This window comes from Arthrobacter sp. TmT3-37, from assembly GCF_054510835.1.
Map to the genome: position 1 here is coordinate 43324 of NZ_JBTNDU010000002.1, position 17179 is coordinate 60502.

Annotated in this window: 13 protein-coding genes; 10 read left to right on the top strand and 3 right to left on the bottom strand. The window is 70.4% G+C overall.

Annotated elements, in window-relative coordinates:
- Positions 1-22 precede the first annotated feature (22 nt).
- The 5 genes from sucC to ACX80U_RS03090 all read left to right on the top strand — a co-directional run bounded on the left by sucC (position 23) and on the right by ACX80U_RS03090 (position 5405).
- Positions 23-1189, top strand: a complete 1167-nt coding sequence (gene sucC, locus ACX80U_RS03070) for an ADP-forming succinate--CoA ligase subunit beta (protein ID WP_459267369.1) — start codon at positions 23-25, stop codon at positions 1187-1189.
- Between the two features lie 12 nt (positions 1190-1201).
- Positions 1202-2104, top strand: a complete 903-nt coding sequence (gene sucD, locus ACX80U_RS03075) for a succinate--CoA ligase subunit alpha (protein ID WP_133083182.1) — start codon at positions 1202-1204, stop codon at positions 2102-2104.
- A gap of 185 nt (positions 2105-2289) precedes the next feature.
- Positions 2290-3720 carry a sugar porter family MFS transporter gene (locus tag ACX80U_RS03080; RefSeq protein ID WP_459267370.1) on the top strand — a complete coding sequence of 477 codons (1431 nt, stop codon included), beginning with the start codon at positions 2290-2292 and terminating at the stop codon, positions 3718-3720.
- A 74-nt stretch (positions 3721-3794) separates the two neighbouring features.
- Positions 3795-4850 carry a zinc-dependent alcohol dehydrogenase family protein gene (locus ACX80U_RS03085; RefSeq protein ID WP_208740580.1) on the top strand — a complete coding sequence of 352 codons (1056 nt, stop codon included), beginning with the start codon at positions 3795-3797 and terminating at the stop codon, positions 4848-4850.
- A 90-nt stretch (positions 4851-4940) separates the two neighbouring features.
- Positions 4941-5405, top strand: a complete 465-nt coding sequence (locus ACX80U_RS03090; protein WP_133083185.1) for an SRPBCC family protein — start codon at positions 4941-4943, stop codon at positions 5403-5405.
- Here ACX80U_RS03090 and ACX80U_RS03095 read toward each other — a convergent pair.
- The gene (locus ACX80U_RS03095; protein WP_244186159.1) at positions 5402-6499 is read right to left on the bottom strand and encodes a VIT1/CCC1 transporter family protein; all 1098 of its coding nucleotides are present in this window, start codon (positions 6497-6499) and stop codon (positions 5402-5404) included. The two genes, ACX80U_RS03090 and ACX80U_RS03095, sit on opposite strands and share 4 nt — an antisense overlap.
- A 301-nt stretch (positions 6500-6800) precedes the next feature.
- Here ACX80U_RS03095 and ACX80U_RS03100 point away from each other — a divergent pair, with 301 nt between their 5' ends.
- Positions 6801-8531, top strand: coding sequence for a long-chain-fatty-acid--CoA ligase (locus ACX80U_RS03100; protein WP_459267371.1), 1731 nt, complete (start codon positions 6801-6803; stop codon positions 8529-8531).
- The gene (locus ACX80U_RS03105) at positions 8528-9844 is read left to right on the top strand and encodes an AI-2E family transporter (protein ID WP_459267372.1); all 1317 of its coding nucleotides are present in this window, start codon (positions 8528-8530) and stop codon (positions 9842-9844) included. The genes ACX80U_RS03100 and ACX80U_RS03105 overlap by 4 nt, the downstream gene beginning before the upstream one ends.
- Before the next feature lie 171 nt (positions 9845-10015).
- Here the strand turns inward: ACX80U_RS03105 and ACX80U_RS03110 are convergent, their stop codons facing one another.
- Positions 10016-11512, bottom strand: a complete 1497-nt coding sequence (locus ACX80U_RS03110; protein ID WP_459267373.1) for a sodium:solute symporter family protein — start codon at positions 11510-11512, stop codon at positions 10016-10018.
- A gap of 168 nt (positions 11513-11680) precedes the next feature.
- Between ACX80U_RS03110 and ACX80U_RS03115 the strand changes: the two genes are divergently transcribed.
- Positions 11681-12259 carry a helix-turn-helix domain-containing protein gene (locus tag ACX80U_RS03115; RefSeq protein ID WP_133083190.1) on the top strand — a complete coding sequence of 193 codons (579 nt, stop codon included), beginning with the start codon at positions 11681-11683 and terminating at the stop codon, positions 12257-12259.
- Positions 12260-12265: 6 nt separating this feature from the next.
- Here the strand turns inward: ACX80U_RS03115 and ACX80U_RS03120 are convergent, their stop codons facing one another.
- A complete protein-coding gene (locus ACX80U_RS03120) occupies positions 12266-14074 on the bottom strand; it encodes an APC family permease (RefSeq protein WP_459267626.1) in 1809 nt (602 codons plus the stop codon).
- A 390-nt stretch (positions 14075-14464) separates the two neighbouring features.
- Between ACX80U_RS03120 and speB the strand changes: the two genes are divergently transcribed.
- On the top strand, positions 14465-15463 hold the full coding sequence (gene speB, locus ACX80U_RS03125; RefSeq protein ID WP_459267374.1) for an agmatinase: 999 nt from the start codon (positions 14465-14467) through the stop codon (positions 15461-15463).
- Complete coding sequence (locus ACX80U_RS03130; protein ID WP_133083192.1) at positions 15464-17155, top strand: thiamine pyrophosphate-binding protein; 1692 nt, start codon at positions 15464-15466, stop codon at positions 17153-17155.
- Positions 17156-17179: the final 24 nt, after the last annotated feature.

The window sequence follows — 17179 nt, forward strand, 5'->3', positions numbered from 1 at the left end:
CGACGTAGAAGGACTCTAGCCCGTGGACCTGTTTGAATATCAGGCGCGCGATCTCTTTGAGGCACACGGAGTTCCCGTGCTCGCCGGCATCGTGGCGCACACCCCAGAAGAAGCAAAGGCAGCAGCCGAGAAGATCGGCGGCGTCGTCGTCGTCAAGGCCCAGGTCAAGGTGGGCGGTCGTGGCAAGGCCGGCGGCGTGAAGGTCGCCAAGACCCCCGACGAGGCCTTCTCCTATGCTTCGGACATCCTCGGGATGGACATCAAGGGGCACACGGTCCACACGGTGATGATCGCGCAGGGCGCCGACATCGCCGAGGAGTACTACTTCTCCGTCCTGCTCGACCGGTCCAACCGCAACTACCTGGCCATGTGCTCGGTGGAGGGCGGCATGGAGATCGAGCAGCTCGCCGTCGAACGCCCCGAGGCGCTGGCACGCATCTCGGTGGACGCCGGCACCGGCATCGACCAGGCCAAGGCCGAGGAGATCGTCGACGCCGCGGGGTTCGCCCCCGAACTGCGCCAGGGTGTCGTCGCCACCATCCTCAAGCTGTGGGACGTCTTCGTGAAGGAGGACGCCACGCTCGTGGAGGTCAACCCCCTCGTGAAGACCGGTGCCGGTGACATCGTCGCCCTCGACGGCAAGGTCACCATCGACGAGAACGCCGGGTTCCGCCACGCGGACCACGCCGCCCTCGAGGACAAGGACGCGGCCGATCCGCTCGAGGCCAAGGCCAAGGAGAACGACCTCAACTACGTCAAGCTCGACGGCGAGGTCGGGATCATCGGCAACGGCGCCGGACTGGTCATGTCGACCCTCGACGTCGTCGCCTACGCCGGCGAGGCGCACGGCAACGTGAAGCCCGCCAACTTCCTCGACATCGGCGGTGGAGCGTCCGCCGAGGTCATGGCGGCAGGCCTCGACGTCATCCTCAACGACGCCCAGGTCAAGAGTGTCTTCGTGAACGTCTTCGGTGGCATCACCGCGTGCGACGCCGTGGCCAACGGCATCGTGAGCGCCCTCGAGATCCTCGGCGACGAGGCCAACAAGCCCCTCGTGGTGCGCCTGGACGGCAACAACGTCGAAGAGGGCCGCCGTATCCTCGCCGAGGCCAACCACCCGCTGGTGACCATCGCCGACACCATGGACGAAGGCGCCGACAAGGCCGCCGCGCTGGCCTACGGAAAGTAAAGGGTTCCCCACATGTCTATCTACCTCAACAAGGACTCGAAGGTCATCGTCCAGGGCATCACGGGCGGCGAGGGCACCAAGCACACCGCCCTCATGCTGAAGGCCGGGACCCAGGTCGTCGGCGGCGTCAACGCCCGCAAGGCCGGCACCACCGTGACCCACGGCGACGTCACGCTCCCCGTGTACGGCACCGTCCAGGAAGCCATGACGGAGACCGGCGCCGACGTGTCGATCGTCTTCGTCCCGCCGGCCTTCACCAAGGACGCCGTCGTGGAGGCGATCGAGGCCGGGATCGGCCTCGTCGTCGTCATCACCGAGGGTGTCCCCGTCCAGGACTCGGCCGAATTCTGGGCCCTCGCCCAGTCGAAGGTCGACGCCGACGGCAAGCAGGTCACCCGGATCATCGGCCCGAACTGCCCCGGCATCATCACGCCCGGCGAGTCGCTCGTGGGCATCACCCCCGCGAACATCACCGGCAAGGGCGGCGTGGGCCTCGTCTCGAAGTCCGGCACGCTGACCTACCAGATGATGTTCGAACTGCGCGACCTCGGCTTCTCCACGGCCATCGGCATCGGCGGCGACCCCGTCATCGGCACCACGCACATCGACGCCCTCGCGGCCTTCGAGGCGGACCCCGAGACCAAGGCCATCGTGATGATCGGCGAGATCGGCGGCGACGCGGAAGAGCGCGCTGCGGAGTTCATCAAGGCGAACGTCACCAAGCCGGTCGTCGGCTACGTGGCAGGCTTCACGGCGCCCGAGGGCAAGACCATGGGACATGCCGGCGCCATCGTCTCCGGCTCGGCGGGAACCGCGCAGGCCAAGAAGGAGGCCCTCGAGGCCGCCGGGGTCAAGGTCGGCAAGACGCCCTCCGAGACCGCCAAGCTCCTCCGCGAGGTCTACGCGACCCTCTAGGCCGCGACGCACTCCACCGGACAGCCTCCTCCGCACGCTGCGGGGGAGGCTGTTCGCGTCGGTGGGCCCGGTGCACCGACGGCCCGTGTCCACCGGGGTCGGGGTGGGATCGCGCGCGGGACGCGGGCCCGGGAACGTAGCGTGGCAGGGACGGGAAGGAACGGACGAGCAGGAACGGACGGGGCATGAGCAGCGGAACGGGGAACAGCACGACCGGCCCGAGGGGCGACGACGGCGACCGGCGGCAGCGCAGGTACCTGCGCCGGGCGACGTGGGTGGCGACCCTCGGCGGCCTGCTGTTCGGCTTCGACACCGGCGTCATCAACGGCGCCCTGCCGTTCATGGTGGAGGACCTGCGTCTCACCGCCATCACCGAGGGACTCGTCGCGAGCTCGCTGGTCTTCGGGGCGGCCTTCGGCGCCCTCACCGGGGGCAGGCTCGCCGACGCCCACGGCCGGAAGAGGATGATCCTCGTGCTCGCGGTGGTCTTCCTGGCCGGGACCCTGGGGACGTCCCTGGCCCCCGATGTGACCGTGATGGTCGTCTCGCGCCTCGTCCTGGGACTGGCCGTGGGCGGCGCGTCCGTGATGGTGCCGATCTTCCTCGCCGAGCTGTCGCCGGCCGCCCGGCGCGGCCAGGTTGTGACACGCAATGAACTGATGATCGTGACAGGGCAGCTGATCGCCTTCAGCACCAGCGCCTTCCTGGGCACCGTGTTCGGGGACAGCTCCGGGATCTGGCGGTGGATGCTCGTCCTGGCGACCCTCCCGGCCATCGGCCTGTGGATCGGGATGCACTTCGTGCCGGAGAGCCCCCGCTGGCTCGCGGCCCACGGCGCCTTCGGCGTCGCGCTGCGCGTCCTGCAGCGGCTGCGGCCGGAGGAGGTCGCGCGCCAGGAGTACGAGGAGGTCAGGTCGACGGCCATCGAGGACCGCGGGCGCGAGACCGCGGGCCTCCGTGACCTGCGGACGCCCTGGCTCCGCAGGGTCTTCTTCGTGGGCCTCGGGCTGGCCGTCATCCAGCAGATCACCGGCGTCAACTCGATCATGTACTACGGGACGCAGATCCTCGTCGTCGCGGGGTTCGGCACGCAGGCCGCCCTGACCGCGAACATCGCGAACGGCATCATCTCGGTCGCGGCCACGTTCGTGGGGATCTGGCTGCTGGGCAGGGTGGGCCGCCGGCCCATGCTGCTGGTGGGCCAGATCGGGACGACGTCGGCCCTGCTCGCCATCGGGCTCGTCTCGCTGCTCGTGCCGGAGGGCACCGCGCGCGGGTTCCTCGTCCTCGCCCTGACCGTCACGTTCCTGGCCTTCCAGCAGGGTGCCATCTCGCCGGTGACCTGGCTGATGCTCTCCGAGATCTTCCCCATGCGCCTGCGCGGACTCGGGATGGGGGCGGCCGTCTTCGTCCTCTGGATGGTCAACTTCGCCGTGAGCCTCAGCTTCCCGATCCTGATGGCCGCGATCACGATCTCCACCACGTTCTTCGTGTTCGTGGTCCTCGGCGTCGCAGCGATCCTCTTCGCGCGCCGCTACGTCCCGGAGACGAGGGGGAGGAGTCTCGAGGAACTCGAGCACGAGTTCAAGTCGGCCGCCGGCGGTCCTGTCCGGTAGGGCGACGGGCGCCTGCGCTTGTAGGGTGGCGAAGGGGACCATCGATCGCGTCCCGCGAGATTCTAGGAGATTCCATGCGCGCCACCATCATCCACGGACCAGGCGATATCCGCGTCGAGGACCGGGACTATCCGAGCATCGTCCGTCCCACGGACGCCGTCGTGCGGGTCACCGCCTCGTGCGTCTGCGGGTCGGACCTGTGGCCGTACCGCGGTGTCCGCCCGACCAAGGAGCCCAAGGCGATCGGCCACGAGTTCGTGGGCGTCGTCGAGTCCGTCGGCGACGACGTCCGGGACCTCGCGGTCGGCGATTTCGTGATCGCCCCCTTCGTGGACAGCTGCGGGACCTGCCCGCCGTGCCGGGACGGTGTCACGGTCGCCTGCGAGCATCTTGCGGGCTGGGGCAGCACGGACGAGCACGGGGACTTCGTGCAGGGCGGGCAGGGCGAGGCCGTGCGCGTCCCCCAGGCCGACGGGACGCTCCGCAAGGTCGAGGGCGTGTCGGAGCCCGATGCCGCCCTGACGGCGAGCCTCCTGACGCTCTCCGACGTCATGTCGACAGGCCACCACGCGGCCGTGTCCGCGAACGTCGGCCCGGGCAGCACCGTCGTCGTCGTGGGCGACGGCGCCGTGGGCCTCTGCGGTGTCCTCGCCGCCCGTCGCCTGGGTGCGGAGCGCATCATCGCGATGTCCCGCCACGAGGACCGCCAGGCGCTCGCACGCGAATTCGGCGCGACCGACATCGTCGCGGAGCGCGGCGACGCGGGCGTCGAGAAGGTGCGGGAGCTGCTCGGGGGAGTCCTCGCGGACTCGGTCCTCGAGTGCGTCGGCACCAAGGAGTCCATGGACCAGGCGCTGCGCAGCACCCGGCCGGGCGGACACCTCGGATTCGTCGGGGTCCCCGCGGGCGGACCCGAGCTGCCGATCAGCTACCTGTTCGCGAAGAACATCACGGTGGGCGGAGGCATGGCCCCCGCGCACACCTACATCCCCGAACTCCTGAAGGACGTCCTCGACGGGACGATCGACCCGGGCCGGGTGTTCGACGTCGAGATGCCGCTGGAGGACGTCGCCGAGGCGTACAAGGCGATGGACGAGCGCCGCGCCATCAAGGTGCTGCTCAAGCCCTGACCGCTCCACCACGACGCAGGGCCCCTCCCACCGGAGGGGCCCTGCGTCGTCGTGCCACCGATGCGGCCGCCGGCGGGCAGAATGGAGGGCATGACGACCCCCGGCACGGACTCCGCCTACCTCATCACCCGCGAGCGGCTCATCGCGGCTCCCGCCGAGACCATCTTCGAGGTCCTCGCACGGCCCTCCCTCCACAGCGTGATCGACGGGTCCGGGACCGTGCGGGGCGAGCAGCCCCACGGTCCCGCGCGCCTGTCACCGGGAGCGCGGTTCGGCATGGAGATGAGGATCGGGGCCCCCTACAAGATCCTCAACCGCGTGGTGGAGTTCGAGGAGGGCCGCCGGATCGCCTGGCGCCACTTCTCGGCCCACGTCTGGCGCTACACGCTCGAACCCCGCGGGGAGTCCACGCTCGTACGCGAGCAGTGGGACGGCCGGGCCGTGCCGTGGCGGATCGTCTTCCGGCTCGCCGGGTTCACCCGCCGCCACCCGGCCAGCATCGAGGCGACGCTGGCCAAGCTCGAGGACTACGTGCTGCGGGTCCGCGGAGCCTAGGCCACCGAGGTGCCGAAGAGCAGCCCCAGGAGGTAGGTCGCGGCCGCAGCGCCGAGTCCGATCGCCAGTTGCCGCAGCGCCAGCCGCAGGGGGGATGCGCCGGACAGGAGGCCGACGACGGCGCCGGTCGCCAGCAGGGCGAGTCCCACCAGGACACAGGCGACGACGACGGCGGTGACGCCGTCGAGGCCTACCAGGTACGGGAGCACCGGGATGATCGCGCCGGAGGCGAAGAAACAGAAGCTCGAGGCGGCGGCGCCCAGCCCGGTCCCGACGGTCTCGTGCTCGTCGACGGCGTCGTCCTCGTCGGGCTGGAGGGAGAAGCTCGGATCGCAGTCGCAGCTGTACAGGCCCAGCCGCTCGCCCGCGCGGTGTTCCGCGGCCGCCGGCGTCATGCCCCTCGCCCGGTAGACCAGCACCAGCTCGTTCGCGGCGATATCCAGTTCCTTCGCCGCGGTCAGGGTGATCTGCGTGGGGCGCGTCGCGGACAGCAGCTCCCGCTGCGACCGCACGGAGACGTACTCGCCCGCGCCCATCGACAGGGCGCCGGCCAGCAGCCCGGCCAGTCCGCTGAACAGGATGAAGGACGTGGAGACGCCGGTGGCACCGATACCCATGATCAGTGCGAGGTTGCTGACCAGGCCGTCGTTCGCCCCGAACACCGCCGCCCGGAAGTTCCCGGACAACCGGTTGCGGCCGCGGGTCGCCAGGCCGCGCACCACCTCCTCGTGGATCTGCTCGTCGGCCACCATGGCGCTCGTCGCGGAGGGATCCGAGGCGTAGGGGGAGCGGCCTTCGGCACGCTGCGCGAGCGCGAGGACGAAGACGGATCCGAAGCGGCGCGCGAGCACCCCGAGGATCCGGTTGCGCACGGACGGGCGGAGGGGCCGTCCGACGTCGTTGCCGAGCAGGGCGAGCCAGTGCGCCTCGTGGCGGCCCTCGGCCTCGGCGAGGCCGAGGAGGATCTCACGCTCCTCGCCGGTCCGTCGGCGCGCCAGGTCGCGGTAGGTCGCGGCCTCGCCGCGCTCGTCGGCGAGATACTGGCGCCAGCGCTTGATGTCGTTCCGGGAAGGGGTCTGTTCAGGGGATGTCACGGGATGCTCCGGTTGGTCAGGTGCACGCGCTCTCCAGCCGAAGCGGGGGCTCCGGCCGGGGGTCGCGAATGCGTCGTTTCGGCCGAAGGTCTCGCTCGCCGGTCGGACCGGTGGATTGCCGGGCACCATCGGTGCCAGTATGTCGACAGGCCGCGCGTCCACGGACGCGGAGCTACTCCCCTTCGACCCACCATGCTACCGGACCCGCACCTGCACCCCGGAGCGGTGCGCCGGGAGCGGAGCCGGGTGCCGGAACCCTCCGGCCCGCGATACAGTCGAACGGATAACAGGAAGCAGGCTTATGGATCTGGCAGCCCGCCCATGGGTCGCGAGCTACGCGCCCGACGTGCCCCGCTCCTTCGACGTGCCCGACGGCACGCTCTCCGACCTGCTCGACACCTCGGTGCGCACCTACCGCAGGGCGCCGGCCCTGGAGTTCTTCGGGGCCGCGACGACGTACGGCGGGCTGGGCGATGCCGTGGCGCGCGCGGCGGAGGGACTGCGCTCGCTCGGTGTCGCCGCGGGTGACCGCGTGGCGCTCGTCCTGCCGAACTGCCCCCAGCACATCATCGCGTTCTACGCCGTCCTGCGTCTCCGCGCGATCGTCGTCGAACACAACCCGCTCTACACCGACCGCGAACTGCGGCACCAGTTCGAGGACCATGGGGCGACGGTGGCCATCGTGTGGGACCGCGTGGTGCCGCGCGTCCAGCGGCTGCCCGCGGACATCCCGGTCGCCGCGATCGTGTCCGTGGACCTCGTCGCCGCGATGCCGGCATCGCGGCGGCTGGCCCTGAAGCTCCCCGTGCGACGTGCCCGGGAGGCGAAAGGGGCGCTCACGACGACGGAGAAGCTCACGGGTCCGCGGAAGCTCGTGCCGTGGCAGGCCCTGCTCCGCCACCGTCCCCTGCCCGCGATGCATCCGCGCCCCGCCGCGGAGGACAGGGCCGTCCTCCAGTACACCAGCGGGACCACCGGAGTGCCCAAGGGCGCCATCCTCTCGCACCGCAACCTGCTGGCCAATGCCGCGCAGGGCCGGGCCTGGGTGCCGGGCCTGCAGGCGGGACGGGAGACCGTCTATGCCGTCCTGCCCATGTTCCATGCCTACGGGCTGACCCTGTGCCTGACCTTCGCCATGAGCATCGGCGCGAGGCTCGTGCTCTTCCCCCGGTTCGACGTCGGCCTGGTGCTCGATGCCGCGCGGAGGAGCCCGCCCACCTTCCTGCCTGCCGTGCCGCCCATCTACGAGCGGCTGGCGGCCGGAGCGGCGGAGCGCGGGGCGGACCTCCGCAGTATCCGGTTCGCGATCTCCGGCGCCATGAACCTCCCGCAGTCCACGGTGGAGACCTGGGAAGCGGCGACGGGTGGTTACCTCATCGAGGGCTACGGGCTGACGGAGACGTCCCCGGTGGCGGCGGGCAACCCGATCGGTCCCACCCGGCGTCCCGGGACCGTCGGTGTGCCGTTCCCCGGTACCGACGTGCGGATCGTGGATCCGGAGGCCCCCGGCCGGGACCGCGCGCAGGGGGACGCCGGGGAGCTGCTCATCCGTGGACCGCAGGTGTTCCAGGGCTACTGGCGCAGGCCCGACGAGACCGGGGCGGTGCTGCTCGACGGCGGATGGTTCCGGACCGGGGACATCGTGCGGATGGACGACGACGGCTTCCTGACGATCGTCGACCGGATCAAGGAACTCATCATCACCGGCGGGTTCAACGTGGCGCCCTCCGAGGTGGAGGACGCCCTCCGTGCGCATCCGGGCGTGGCCGACGCGGCCGTCGTCGGGCTGCCCCGGGCGGGAGGCGGCGAGGACGTCGCGGCCGTCGTCGTCCTGGCCCCCGGTACACGCCTCGACGTCGAGGCCCTCCGCTCGCACTGCCGCGGCGCGCTCGCCGCCTACAAGGTCCCCCGCATCATCGTGCAGGCGGAGGACCTGCCCCGATCCCTGATCGGCAAGGTCCTCCGGCGCGAGGTGCGCACCCAACTGCTCAACGATGGCCTCCGTGCCGAAGGAAAAGGTGACAGCCGATGACATCCTCCCCATCAGCGCGGGCGGGAACACCCGCCCCGAACGGCCCCTGGCGTGACAGCCTCGGGAACGCCAGCATCCGTGCGGCGCAGGTGCTCCTGCTCCTGGTGCTGGCCGTGGTGGCCGTCTACGCACTGGTCCAGGTCCGCCTCGTGGTGATCCCGATGCTGCTGGCACTCATCCTGGCAGCCGCGATCGGTCCCTTCGTGAACTGGCTGCGGCGGAAGGGCTGGGGACCGACGGTCGCCACCACGGTCTCCTTCCTCCTGCTCCTGCTCGTCTTCGGCGGACTCATCACGGGCATCGTGTTCGCCGTGGTGGGACAGGCGGGCGAGCTCGCCTCCAGTGCCACCGAGGGATTCGACAAGCTCTATGAATTCGCGCAGAACGGTCCCATCCCGATCGACGACGGGCAGATCCAGCAGGCACGGGACTGGGCGGTCGACTTCGCGACGAGCAGCACCGTGGGCGCGGGCGCCATCTCCGGCCTCAGTGCGGCGGGCAACTTCACCGCCGGGGCGCTGCTCATGGTGGTCATCCTGTTCTTCTTCCTCAAGGACGGCGAGAAGATCTGGGCGTTTATGCTGCGCGCGTTCAAGGGCAAGCGCCTCGTGAAGGCCCGCCGCGTCGGCTACAGCAGCATGGCCGTCCTGGGTGGCTACGTCCGCGGAACCGCGATCGTGGCCCTGGTCGACTCGGTCTTCATCGGTCTCGCCCTGTTCATCCTCGGCGTCCCGCTCGCCCTGCCGCTGGCGGCGATCGTCTTCATCGGCGCGTTCATCCCGTTGGTCGGGGCGACGCTCGCCGGTGTCCTCGCCGCCCTGATCGCCCTCGTGGCCAACGGCCCGTTCGTGGCACTGATGGTCATCATCGTCGTGATCGTGGTGAACCAGCTCGAGGGGAACTTCCTGCAGCCCGTGGTCATGGGCCGCACCCTGCAGGTCCACGCCCTCGTCATCCTGATCGCGCTGACGGCCGGCACCATCCTCGCCGGCATCATCGGCGCCATCCTGTCCGTTCCCGTGGCCGCCGTGGGGTGGGCGGCGATCAAGGCCTGGAACCAGGAGAAGGACGACGAGATCACGGAGGCCGAGGTCGACGCGGCCGAGAAGCAGACGGCGCTCGACGAGACGGGCCACGGCCTGAGCAGCACGCCCAAGGAGGAGCAGGGGGCCAAGGTGGCTGCCGCGGGCGTCGCCGCGGAGGAGGCCGAGGACCGGCCGGGCACGCAGGAGCGCAAGGTCGACCCGTCCGCGGGCGGTTCGGCCGGTGGCTCCGACGGGGGCCGGGGCGGGTCCTCGACGGCGGGTCGCTGACCGCCCGTCCCCGTATCCCCCGGGGACGGTTGCGGCGCAGTCGTCCCCGGCACCCGCGCCTCCACGGAGGACGGCCGCACGACGCAGGAGGGCTCCCGGCAGATGCCGGGAGCCCTCCTGCGTTCCGGTCGCGGGGCGTCGCCCGCGTCACCGCGTCCGTGTGTCGCCCGGTCAGTGGGCGACGCCGACGGGGGCGTCGTCGGGCACCTGTCCGGCGACCCGGCGGTCCCAGGCCTCCATCACCTCGGGTGCGGTGGGGCGGGTGAGGAACGAGACGACGACGTACACCAGCGCCGACGCGGCCAGGCCGAAGTAGATCGGCTCGTTGGCGTAGATGCCGTCGTACTGGTTCTCGGCCGTGATCTCGAGGTAGGCCATGACGCCGAGGGTCACGAGGGTCCCCGCCGCCATGGAGGCGCCGGCCCCGATCCCGTTGCCCCGACGCCAGACGAGGCCGCCCAGGATCGCGACGAGGAGTCCGCCGACGAGGATGTCGTACGCGATCGTCAGCGCCGCCACCACGTCCTGCACGATCACGGCCAGCGCGATCGTGACGATGCCGAGGCCGAGGACCCACCAGCGGCTCGAGCGGACATCGTGGTCCGACGTCGCACGCTCCGCGGTGTCCCTGCCGAACCACCCGGCGACGAACGGCACGACGTCGGTCCGGGCGACGGTGGCGGCCGCGATCAGCGCACCGGACGCCGTCGACATCATGGCGGCGACGGCAGCGGCGAGGACGAGTCCGCCGATGCCGACGGGCAGGACGTTCAGGGCGATGTCCGCGTAGACGTCGTCACGCGACTCGATCGCCGGCAGGATGACACTGGCACTCATGCCGATCACGGCTCCTGCGACGCCGTAGAGGATGCAGTAGACCCCTGCGGCGGAGCCGCCCCAGCGGGCGATCTCCGGCGTCCGCGACGTGAAGACGCGCTGCCAGATGTCCTGGCCGATCAGCAGTCCGAGGGTGTAGACCACGAAGTACGTGATGATGCTCTGGGCGCCGATGCCGGTGATGCTGAAGAACTCGTCCCCGGCGCGCTCGGCGATCCCGGAGAACCCGCCGGCAGCGGCCAGCGAGAAGGGCAGCATCAGGGCGAAGACGCCGATCGTCTTGATGATGAACTGTGCCATGTCGGCCAGGGTGATCGACCACATGCCGCCGATCGTCGAGTAGATCAGCACGATCACGCCGCCGACGGCGATGGAGAGCGCCCGGTCCCACCCGAAGAGCACCACGAAGATGGTGGCGTAGGCGCCGGTCGACGTGGCACAGAGCATGAGGGTGTAGGCGAGCATCACGATGCCCGAGACCCGCGTGGCGCGGTGCCCGTAGCGCAGCGTGAGCATCTGCGAGACCGTGTAGATCTTCAGCTTCTGGATGGTGGGGGCGAACAGCAGGCTGAGCAGCAGGACCCCGGTGCCGATGGCCACCACGAGCCACATCCCGGAGATGCCGTACTGGTAGCCGAGACCCACGCCTCCGACGGTGGATGCCCCGCCGAGCACCACGGCGGCCATGGTCCCGGTGTAGAGGAACGGTCCGAGGCGGCGTCCGGCCACGAGGTAGTCGCTCGCGTCGCGGGTGCGGGACTTCCCCCACCAGCCGAAGCCGAGCATCGCGACGAGGTAGGCCACCACGATGCCGATATTGAGTGCCTGCATGGGAAGTCCTTCGGTTGAGGTCCTGAGCGATGCCCTCTGGGCAACTATTGTTGACCTGTAAGCTACTCGTGACGGGTGTCACGGGTCAATCATGGCAAGCTCGTGGAACGTCCGGATTTCCGTACTGGATCGGACGGGTTTCCCTGATCGTCGGAGGAGAGGACGAGCATGAAGGCACTGCCTGTTGAGCCGACCAATGCGCCGGTCGCCATCGGCTCCCGCATCCGTGCAGCCCGCCAGGCGCAGCGCATGACGATCGAGCAGGTGGCGGCGTCCACCGGCCTGACCAAGGGATTCCTCAGCAGGGTCGAGCGGGACCTCACGTCGCCGTCCGTCGCATCGCTGGTCACGCTGTGCCAGGTGCTGTCCATCTCGATCGGCGACCTGTTCCTGGTCCCCGAGACGCACCTGACGCGGCTGGAGGAAGCGCCGCGGATCAGCCTCGGCGGGCAGGGCATCAACGAGCGCCTGCTGACGGCCCGCTCCGAGCGGAGGCTGCAGATGATCCGTGCCGTCGTCGAACCGCACGGCCGGGGCGAGGACGAGCTCTACTCCGTGGACTGCGAGGTCGAGACGCTGCACGTGGTGGAGGGCCGCTTCGTCCTGATCTTCCCGAACGACCGGTACGACCTGGAGGCGGGGGACACCGTCACCTTCCCCGGCCGCGAGCCGCACACCTGGCTCAATCCCGACGGCCGTGAGGCCGTGGTGCTGTGGACGCTCGTGCCCGCGGCGTCGGGGAAGTAGCCGGCCTCAGCCGACATGCACCCACGGGCGCCTCGTCACGTCCGGCTCCGCTGCACGCAGCACCTCGCGCGTCACGGGTGCGATCTCGCCCTCGCCCGTGACGAGGAACTTGAAGAGGTTCGCCACGGGATCGCCCTCCGTCCAGCGGAAGTACACGTGCGGCATGAGGCCCGTGATGTCGCGGATGTGCAGCATGACGGCGGCGATGGTGTTCGGCACGTTCGAGCTGTGCACCTCGAGGATGCGGTACCCGTGGCGGACCACGCCGCGCACGCGCAGTTCCGTCTCGAAGTCCGACGAGTCGTCGACCGTCACCTCGATGAAGAGGGGCTTCGCGGTGCTCGGGAAGTGGGAGACGGCGCACGCATGCTGGAGCTTGTGCCGGTAGGCGGAGCCGCTGAGCCGCTTGGGTTCGTGGGCGATCAGCAGGATGTCGCCGTCGTCCTGCGAGCCGACGAAGGACACCGCGGCCTCGTCCATCCGGATGCTCGTGGCCCGGAGCTCGAATGCGCGGCGCGACCGTGAGACGAACGAGATGACGATGATCCCGAGGATGAAGAACAGGGCGATCTTCAGGCCGTCGGGCCGCTCGATCATGTTGACGGCGGTCGTCAGCACGAAGACTCCCGTCGCGAGGCCGAAGCCGAGGGTCCGTCCGCGCTGGTGTCTGCGATGGGCCGACAGGGTGACCGCCACCGACGCGGAGGTGATGAGCGCCAGGACGCCCGTGGCGTAGGCGCCGCCCTGCGCCTCGACGTCGGCGCGGAAGAAGAACGTGACGACGATCGCGATGAGCGTGATCACCAGCACGAGCGGGCGGACGGCCTTGGCCCAGGCCGGTGCCATGCCGTAGCGCGGCAGGTAGCGCGGCACGAGGTTCAGCAGGCCCGTCATGGCGGAGGCGCCGGCGAACCAGAGGATGCTGATCGTCGAGATGTCGTAGACCGTGCCGAAGCCGTCGCCGAGGTAGAGGTGCGCGAGGTAGGCCAGGGCGCGACCGTTGGCCGGACCGCCCTCCTCGAAGGCCGCAGCCGGGATGAGCAGGGTCGTCACGAAGCTCGAGGCGATGAGGAATCCGCTCATGATGAGCGCCGCCGAGGTGAGGAGCTTGTGTGCGCCGGCGATGCGGCCGGCCGGGTCCTCCTCCGTGTCGCCGGGCCTGCCGTCGATCTGCGGCATGACGACGACGCCGGTCTCGAAGCCCGAGAGGCCGAGGGCCAGGCGCGGGAAGATGAGGACGGCGAGGCCGACCATGATCAGCGGGTTGCCGTGCTGCGTGGTGAGCGCCGTCCACCAGTCGGTCACGATGCCGTCCTGCGCCATGATCTGCCCGACGGCGACGACGACGACCACCAGGTTGAGGACGAGGAAGACCGCCACGATGGCGACGGCGATCCCGATGGCCTCGCGGAAGCCGCGGAGGAACACCACGGAGAGGAGCGCGAGGAAGATGACGGTGATGAGGATCTCCTGGCCGTGCAGCCACGTGGGGGCGAACGGGTTCTCGACCAGGTGGGCGCTGGCATCGGCCGCGGAGAGCGTCATGGTGATCAGGAAGCTGGTCGCCGCGAAGCCCAGCAGCACGAGCACGAAGATCTTGCCCCGCCACTTGGGCAGCAGCTTCTCGAGCATCGCGATGGAGCCCTCGCCGCGGGGACTCTCCGAGGCGACGCGCTTGTACACGGGCAGTGCGCCGAACAGGGTCACGGCCACGAGGATGAGGGTGGCGAGGGGGGAGAGGACGCCTGCCGCAGCCGCGGCGATGGCGGGCTGGTAGCCCAGGGTCGAGAAGTAGTCGACGCCGGTCAGGCACATGACCTTCCACCAGGGCTGGGTCCGTTCCGTCTCCGGCTGGTGCGCGGTGGGCCGGCTCGACTCGTCGAGGAGCCAGCGCTCGAGGCGCTTCCTGCTCTCGGGAAGGATCGGTGCCGACCGTCGGATGCTCACAGTACTCACTGCTTCACCGTAGGACCGCAGGAGCAGGCATTCCCCGGTCTTAACGCTTCCTTAACGGGCCGTCGGGACATCCGGGTCACCGCCGCTCCTGCCCTGGCGCACGGGGGTCGGAGCGGTCCGGAGGGGGAGGTGTGCACCGGGTCCGGTGATGTCCTTGACCGGCGGAAAGAGCGCGAATAGCCTTATGCAAAACCTTTGATGCATATTGGGCAACTCCGCACGGGTGGGGGCCCGGATCGGACGGAAGCTGTGGAAGAACTGCGCATCACCGGAGGCGGGCACCTCGGCCCCATCGACTCCTCCCGCATCCCCCGCTATGCAGGGGCGGCGACCTTCGCGCGCCTGCCCCGCCTCGACCAGGTGGACCGCGCCGACATCGCCGTCGTCGGAATCCCCTTCGACTCCGGGGTGTCCTACCGTCCCGGCGCCCGTTTCGGCGGGAACCATGTCCGCGAGGCGTCGCGCCTCCTGCGGCCGTACAACCCGGCGCTCGACGTCTCACCGTTCGAGCGCGTGCAGGTGGCCGACGCGGGGGACATGGCCGTCAACCCGTTCAACATCCACGAAGCCATCGAGACCGTGCAGCAGGAGGCCCTCGACCTGACGGCCGGCGGGACCCGGCTGGTCACGCTCGGTGGCGACCACACCATCGCGCTGCCCCTGCTGCGCGCGGCCGCGGAGCGTGCCGGATCGCCGGTGGCCATGCTGCACTTCGACGCCCACCTGGACACCTGGGACACCTACTTCGGGGCCGAGTACACGCACGGCACCCCGTTCCGCAGGGCGGTGGAGGAGGGGATCCTCGACACCGAGGCCATCTCCCACGTGGGGACCCGGGGACCGCTGTACGGGGTACGGGACCTCGAGGACGACCGCCGCTTCGGCTTCGGGATCGTCACGTCCTCCGACGTCTACCGCCAGGGCGTCGACGAGGTGGTCGACAAGCTGAGGGCGCGCATCGGCAACCGCCCGCTGTACGTCTCGGTGGACATCGACGTGCTCGACCCCGCGCACGCGCCCGGGACCGGGACGCCCGAGGCGGGCGGCATCACGAGCCGTGAACTGCTCGAGATCCTCCGCGGGCTCCGTGGCCTGAACCTCGTCGGTGCAGACGTCGTCGAGGTCGCCCCCGCCTACGACCACGCCGAGCTCACCGGGGTCGCGGCATCGCACGTCGCCTACGACCTCGTGACGCTGATGGCCGACACCCTCACGCCGTCCGACGCGCCGATCCGCGGGGACAAGTAGATGGACATCACCGCCGGCGCCGCCTCGGCGCCCCCCACCCCCGTCAGCGGCCAGCGCAACGGCGGCGACCTCGTCGTCGAGACGCTGTCCGCCCTCGGTGCGACGACGGTGTTCGGCATCCCCGGCCAGCACGCACTCGGGCTCTTCGACGCCCTGTCCCGCTCCGACCTCCGGTTCGTCTCCTCCCGGGTCGAGAACAACTCCGCCTTCGCCGCCGACGGCTTCTCCCGCGCGACCGGCGACGTCGGCGTCCTCTTCCTCTCCACCGGACCCGGAGCGCTGACCTCGCTCGCCGGCCTGCAGGAGGCCTATGCCACGGGCGTGCCCATGGTCGTCGTCGCCAGCCAGATCCCCCTCGAGGGACTCGGCGCCCGCCGCAAGGGCATGCTCCACCAGCTCGACGACCAGAAGGCGTCGGCTGCGAACGTCACGAAGAGCCAGCGCCTGATCCAGCACGCCTCCGGCATCCCCTCCGCCATCCAGGACGCCTGGACCGAGGCGGTCTCCTCGCCCCAGGGGCCCGTGTGGGTCGAGGTGCCGCAGAACGTGCTGCTGGACCCCGTGATGGTGCCCGAGGTCGAGGACGCGCTCGCGGAGCCCTTCGACAATCCGCCGCGGATCGAGCTGGTGCGCGAGGCCGTGGCATGGCTCAGGGACTCGAAGCGGCCGGCGATCGTCGCGGGCGGCGGCGCACGGCGCGGCCGGGCCGAGGCGTGGCTCCTGTCGATCGCCGAGAAGCTCGGCGCCCCCGTGGTCTGCTCGCCCGGCGGGAACGGCGCCTTCCCGTGGACGCACGAGCTGTCCCTGCAGTCGTGGGTGGAGGACCGGCACGTCACCGAGGTGCTCGAGGACGCCGATGTCCTCCTCGTCGTCGGGTCCTCGCTCGGCGAGGTCACCTCCAACTACTTCACGATGGAGCCCCGGGGCCGGATCATCCAGATCGACGCCGAGCCGCGCGTCCTGGAGTCCAACCGGCCGGCGCTCGGGATCCGGGCCGACGCGGGACAGGCCCTCGCGGCCCTCGACGAGGCGCTCCAGCCGCTCGACCGGGATCGCCAGCCCGGCTACGACGCCGCAGCCCTCGTGGCCGAGACGCTCGCCCGGGTGGGCGCGCGTCTCGACGCGCAGGATCTCGGCAAGGAGCGGGCATTTCTGCAGGACATCCGGGAGGCCGTCCCCGCCGGCATGCAGACCTTCTGGGACATGACCATCTCGGCCTACTGGGCCTGGAGCTGCTGGGATGCCCGCGAAGGCCAGTTCCACTCGGCGCAGGGCGCCGGAGGCCTCGGGTTCGGTTTCCCCGGCGCCATCGGAGGCGCCGTGGGCCTCGAGTCGCGCGGGCTGCCGGCCCGGGTCCTCGCGGTGTCGGGGGACGGTTCGGCGATGTACTCCATTGCGGAGCTGGCGACCGCGCGGCAGCACGACATCCCCGTCACCTGGCTGATCGTCGACGACGGCGGCTACGGCATCCTCCGCGAGTACATGGAGGGCGCTTTCGGGAAGGCGACGGCGACCGAACTGTCCCGCCCCGACTTCGTGGCCCTCGCCGAGTCCTTCGGGGTGCCGGCCCGCCGCGTGGCACCCGAGGACATCGGTCCCGCGCTCGGCGCGAGCCTCGCAGCCGAGGGTCCCAACGTCATCGTCGTGGAGACACTCCTGCGCCTCTTCGCCCCCACCCACCTCGATCAGTAGGCTTTCCTTTTCCCTCCCCGGGTG

Excerpts from the sequence above, each read along its gene's own strand:
- sucD (WP_133083182.1), top strand. The coding sequence starts at position 1,202 with ATGTCTATCTACCTCAACAAGGACTCGAAGGTCATCGTCCAGGGCATC.
- ACX80U_RS03080 (WP_459267370.1), top strand. The coding sequence starts at position 2,290 with ATGAGCAGCGGAACGGGGAACAGCACGACCGGCCCGAGGGGCGACGAC.
- ACX80U_RS03085 (WP_208740580.1), top strand. The coding sequence starts at position 3,795 with ATGCGCGCCACCATCATCCACGGACCAGGCGATATCCGCGTCGAGGAC.
- ACX80U_RS03090 (WP_133083185.1), top strand. The coding sequence starts at position 4,941 with ATGACGACCCCCGGCACGGACTCCGCCTACCTCATCACCCGCGAGCGG.
- ACX80U_RS03100 (WP_459267371.1), top strand. The coding sequence starts at position 6,801 with ATGGATCTGGCAGCCCGCCCATGGGTCGCGAGCTACGCGCCCGACGTG.
- ACX80U_RS03105 (WP_459267372.1), top strand. The coding sequence starts at position 8,528 with ATGACATCCTCCCCATCAGCGCGGGCGGGAACACCCGCCCCGAACGGC.
- ACX80U_RS03110 (WP_459267373.1), bottom strand. The coding sequence starts at position 11,512 with ATGCAGGCACTCAATATCGGCATCGTGGTGGCCTACCTCGTCGCGATG.
- ACX80U_RS03115 (WP_133083190.1), top strand. The coding sequence starts at position 11,681 with ATGAAGGCACTGCCTGTTGAGCCGACCAATGCGCCGGTCGCCATCGGC.
- ACX80U_RS03120 (WP_459267626.1), bottom strand. The coding sequence starts at position 14,074 with ATGTGCCTGACCGGCGTCGACTACTTCTCGACCCTGGGCTACCAGCCC.
- ACX80U_RS03130 (WP_133083192.1), top strand. The coding sequence starts at position 15,464 with ATGGACATCACCGCCGGCGCCGCCTCGGCGCCCCCCACCCCCGTCAGC.